This is a genomic window from Tindallia californiensis (assembly GCF_900107405.1).
In the GTDB taxonomy this organism is placed as follows: Bacteria; Bacillota; Clostridia; order Peptostreptococcales; family Tindalliaceae; genus Tindallia; species Tindallia californiensis.
Map to the genome: position 1 here is coordinate 1 of NZ_FNPV01000018.1, position 5,331 is coordinate 5,331.

Below are 5,331 nucleotides of genomic sequence, written 5' to 3' on the forward strand. Positions count from 1 at the left end.
GAAGTGGCTAACATTTTTCCTACTAATAGAAAGCACAAGAAAGCGATGGGAAAACTTCCGTTAATCATACCTTGAATCATAGCCGTTCCAGTTCCTCCAACGTCAGGCAAATAAAAAAGAAGGATTCCTGTTAAAATGCCACCAAGAATAGGATGCGTGCCTTTACGGGGAAGTTTTGTAAATAATTTTTGGATAGAGCCAAAGAAGGACATAAACAAAAGAGAAACTACTCCAGCCAGTATCCCTGTAAGAATAAACCAGTGGACATTCGTCACATCCGGTGAATAGGAAGGTGCATAGAAAAGCGAAGTGGAATCGGCAAATACACCACTTAAGGGAAACGCTGTTTCGCAAATGTCTTTTTCACTTATGTACTCCTTGTATCTGCTCCATAGATAGAGCTCGATGTTTTGATAATAAATAAATGCCTTCTTCGGCTGTATTTCCAGGTTATGCCAGTAGACATATTTTGCGCCGATTCTGGGACAGACAGTACCCAGTTCCTCTCGTCCCTCTTTGATTAATAAGTGGATGTGGTGATTCATAAGGCAATACCCGAAGGACGAGTTGCCCCCGTCTCCATTGGTCCCATTGGTCCTCCGAATAACCGGTTCCTCTGTCAGAATAAATGTGAACCCGTTAACAAAAGTTAGCTTGTTTCCGTAACAACCTCAATAAGCAATATCTGATTGAACAATCCGGCAGTACTGTCATCAGAGGATGACGAAAGCATGTTTCCCAACCAGCAAAATCTTGATCTTCGAAGGGATGAAATCTTAGAAATAGCTCAATAACTCCTGCTATTCTGATCACTGCTAACATGCTTATTCGACAAACATTAACGAGAATAGCATAGTATGTTACTATAGAAAGAGAGGGTGATAAAGATAAGTTCGTTTTTATTCCAATGCAGCAGCTCCTATTGCTGGGATTGCATAGGAAACCAATAAAAACAAGCAGCAGGTAGGCAGAGAAATTATCCACCAGAGCATTAACTCAGCGAAGTAGCACATATGACACCCACTTTATGGATAGGCAAAACGAAAAAATTCAGGGCACCGATTACCATCGGAAGACCCTGTTAGACATGGGAAGGTTGCTGCCACAAGAGGTCTGGGGATTACCGCAAAATAAAGCAAAGTTAAGACGCTTCGCTTGTAGTACCTAAATAACCTCTGATCCAGATGGAGTCCATAAGTGCTTCTTGAAGGTAAATGAAATACTGAAAATATGCAAGTAAGTGAAAGAAAATCGAAGAATAAATAGGAAGGGAGGAATTTCCTTTTGCGTTATGCACGGTTCATCTTTGGCGCATTATTGGCTTTGCTGATAATCATACTATTCGCCAGGGAAGAGGCTCCTCAGGAAGTTCATTACGAGTCTTCTTGGATGCAGTATAAAGAACCCGAAGAAGCCGGCTGGTCTTCGGATAAACTACAGGAGGCCCAGGAGTATTATCGCGAGCTGCACTCAACCGCCGCCCTGTTCATATACGACGGAAAAGTAGTGTTCGCTTGGGGAGATGTGACCAAAAATACCAGAGCTCATTCTGTCCGAAAAAGTTTCCTTAACGCCCTTTATGGCATATACAGGGAGAAAGGCGTGATTGATCTCAATCAGACCATGGGAGAGTTGGAGCTCCTGGAAATGACAGAACTAACCTCCCAGGAAAAGCAGGCAACCATTGCCGATCTATTGAAATCCAGTTCTGGTGTTTACCTGGAAGCCGGCGAAGAATCCTGGGCCATGTCACGGACGCGTCCTCCCAGAGACGCACACCTACCCGGAACACACTTTTACTATAATAACTGGGATTTCAATGTGTTGGGAAGCATTTTTAACCATCAAACTGAATCTGAATTATTCAAAGAATTTAAGGATCTTATTGCCAAACCACTGGAAATGGAAGATTTTTCGCTTGATAACACATGGTATCAGTTTGAATCCAACAAATCCCTGCACCCCTCCTACCTCTTCCGGGTTTCAGCCAGAGATATGGCTCGATTCGGGCAGTTATACCTTCAGCAGGGTTCTTGGGAAGGCGATCAGATCGTTCCTTCTGAATGGATCGAAGAAAGCCTCCAGGCGCACGCTATTCCTAAAGGCTTTGATGTATTTGGCTATGGCTATTTATGGTGGGTGGCCCACCAGGGAGAATGGGAAGAACTGGGGCTTTTTTCAGCCGTAGGAAGGTATGGCCAGTCCATCGATGTTATTCCGGAAAAGAATATTGTTTTTGTGCATCGAATGAATTCGGACGACAGCATTTTTCCCTTTTATAATCGGGTAACCAGCAGCCAGCGTTTATATTTGCTCAGTCTGATTCTCGACGCTAAAACTGGCGAGGCCAAAGAAACACCCGAAACCGTTCCAGGGATTCATTCAACTATATAGGACATTTTTTCTTCGCCCGAGACCACATCCATTGGTACTCGGGCTTTTTTCCAATTATAACATAGCCAAAAGAAAGTCGGCTGATCAATTCCGTTGCCAGCACAGATAGCGTGACACTTCCCACAAACATGACCAGCAGCGTAAGCAGCGGATGATAAGCCAGTATCCGGTAAGTCTCAAATAACAGTGTCATGAGATAGAGAAACACCATATGCAGCAAATAAATACCAAAAGAGGAATGATTCAGTCCATTAAATATTTCCGGTATTTTTTTCATTCTAAAAGACATCCGGAAAAGGAGAAAAATCATAGCCGTTGTTAAGAATAAAATATCAACTCTTCTGGAGCTATCCTCAACAATAATACCCCTGAGGTAAAACGTAATTACAGGAATGGCTGCCAAAACAGGTACGAGATGAATTTTAACACCCAGATTCAAAACCTTCTCTTTTAAGACATCATAATGCCTGCCGCCATAATAACCCAATGTGAAATAGAAAATCCAGGACGGAAAAGGAACCCAGTGCAACCCTCTCCAAAGATACTCACCAAAGGGAATCTCCGGCGGAGGAGTCATATTAAAATAGCTCAGATATACCAGGTTAATTGCCAGGGATACAGCAATTACCAGGCCTGGTTGCTGGCGTTCCAAAAACCGACGCAGCCAAATGTGTAACAGATAAAACTGGAAGATGACAATAATGAAGTAACCATGATTATAAAAACCAAAAAGTAAATTTTGAAGGACATATACACTGAAGCTGCTTATAAGTCCGTTGGAAATCAGCGTTTCGCTGGATTCATGCACCATAATAAAAGCATATACCACACTCATGGATAAGTAAGGAAGTAATATATACTGAGCTCTCTTTTTCAGAAACCCCTCAGGTATGCCGTCTGCGTAAGAGTAGGAAATAAGGAATTCGGAAAGAAAAATAAAGATAGGCGTGCCAAAGGTAAAAAACAGGCGCAATGTCATCAGCCATAAAACCTGATTGTCCGTTAATTCCGATGCGTGTATTTCCACTACCCTGGTCATGCTGTGTACAAATACGACACAAAGACAGGCAATACTGCGGATAAAATGAAGTTCATAAATACGTTTTTTAGCCATAATGAGTCCTCTTATTTCAGTCATTTCCAAAGCTCATTATATCATGGCTGTCAAAACAACTTGCTTTTCATCCGCTGTTGCTTTTTCTGTTTTTTTCTTTATATGAATGACTTTTCCAGAATATTGATCATATATTAGGCGATGGCTAAAACTTTGCTGTATTGTTCTTTCGCCACTTCGTCTACTCCGGATGCTTTTCCGGTGCTCATGTTTTTGTGGCATTTGATCAGGTTTTCCTCGTTGATCAGGTGTATTAATGACGTGAATTTTTCTTTAGGATTTTCCTTTGCTACTTTTGCTATCCTGTCCAGTTGCGTTTCCGCATGTTTCCTCCCTCTGTGTGGAGCATATGTTTCTCCTTAAGGTTGATGTTGTGTTACCACCTTCCCTCCATAGGCATTACCCTACTTCTTCAGTAATATGCAGTAATCCGACTCCCTGTCGCATTGGGCAGCCTTGCGGGGAAGCCACCCGCTATATGGCACACCCTTCGTGGCGCACGAACCGTCCCCGCGTGTGTCCTACAGCAAGCATTATTGTAGAACTCGATGGCAGTTTCAATCCACGCTCCCCCAAGGGGAGCGACCGTGATATATAGATTCTATGCTCTCCTAATATTTCCTTTATTTTTTCACTATTTCTAGAATTTATATTTGTACACAAAAAAACCACCTGTGGTTCTGCCATCGTTCCACGGTAGCTTCTTGTATTTTTTGCCTTTTCCTTGGTTTGGTAATTCTGAAAATTGATTTACTTTTTTGATGTATATCCTTTTCATTTTTTTTATGTTAGAATAATGAGCTGAATTGCTTAAAACCATCTGAAATCCTTAAAAAACTAAGCTTATAACTAGTTTCTATGGATTTCTGAAGGATAGAACTATCTGGAAAAGAGGCTCTGATCATGAGAAAAACACTTCCTTACATTGGAAAGTATATGTCAAAATGGCTCATCGTTGCTACCTTTATGGGCTTTGGCGGTGGTATATCGGCGGTAGCTCTTCAACGGGCGATTCATTTAATGGAATCTGGCAGCCGATTTCTTCCACTTGCCCTTGCACCTGTAATTGGTGGAATTATGGTATCCATTATCCTGCTTTGGGATCCAATTGCCGCTGGTTTTGGAACCGATCACTATATTTACGAAGTCAATCATGACAAAAAATATTTGGCTGGAAAAACCATGCTGAGTAAAATCTTATCAACAGCAGTTACTCTTGGGTTTCGAGGAAGCGGAGGAGTTGAAGGACCTATGTTGGTCATTGGTGGCAGCATTGGCGATATTTTTTCCCGCATCCCTCTCTTAAATCGTTTTTATCATAAAGAAGATGAAAGAATTCTCACTATTTGTGGAGCAGCTGGTGCGATTGGTGCCATTTTTCATTCGCCACTAGGTGGGGGTATTTTTGTGGTGGAAGTTCTGTATAAATCCTCGCTTCATTATGGCGATCTTTTTCCTGCTATTTTGTCCTCTACCATGGGTTTTGTCATTTATGGTGTTTTTGCCGATTCCACTTCGCTTTTCTATGCACCTTCCTATTCACCGGATGTGACGAATGTCCACTGGTTTATTCTTACAGGGATACTGGCTGGAGTAGTTTCTCTTTTGTTTATGACCTTCTTTGGCTCTATCCAAAAATTATTTACAAAACTTCCCCGTAAAGGCACGCATCCTATTCTTGGTGGCATTTTAACAGGAATCCTTCTTTTTTATTTGCCTGACGTTGGAGGAACTGGAACGGCTATGATTCAAGGTATGATTAACGGAAGTTTTCCCATCGCTTTCTTGTGCTTTCTATTAGTAGGAAAAATGTTAGCCACTTC

Annotated in this window: 5 protein-coding genes; 2 read left to right on the top strand and 3 right to left on the bottom strand. The window is 41.8% G+C overall.

What is annotated here, in order from left to right; translation table 11 throughout:
* A partial coding sequence (locus tag BLV55_RS14280; RefSeq protein ID WP_143033230.1) for a chloride channel protein occupies nucleotides 1–545 on the bottom strand: 545 nt, incomplete at its 3' end.
* Between the two features lie 739 nt (nucleotides 546–1,284).
* Here BLV55_RS14280 and BLV55_RS14285 point away from each other — a divergent pair.
* Entirely contained in the window at nucleotides 1,285–2,394 is a 1,110-nt protein-coding gene (locus tag BLV55_RS14285; RefSeq protein WP_093315643.1) for a serine hydrolase domain-containing protein, read from the top strand.
* Here BLV55_RS14285 and BLV55_RS14290 read toward each other — a convergent pair.
* A complete protein-coding gene (locus tag BLV55_RS14290; protein ID WP_176968437.1) occupies nucleotides 2,387–3,508 on the bottom strand; it encodes an acyltransferase family protein in 1,122 nt (373 codons plus the stop codon). The two genes, BLV55_RS14285 and BLV55_RS14290, sit on opposite strands and share 8 nt — an antisense overlap.
* Before the next feature lie 36 nt (nucleotides 3,509–3,544).
* Complete coding sequence (locus BLV55_RS14295; RefSeq protein WP_093315647.1) at nucleotides 3,545–3,730, bottom strand: hypothetical protein; 186 nt, start codon at nucleotides 3,728–3,730, stop codon at nucleotides 3,545–3,547.
* 681 nt (nucleotides 3,731–4,411) lie between these two features.
* Here BLV55_RS14295 and BLV55_RS14305 point away from each other — a divergent pair.
* The coding region (locus BLV55_RS14305; protein ID WP_093315651.1) for a chloride channel protein at nucleotides 4,412–5,331 on the top strand (920 nt) is incomplete at its 3' end.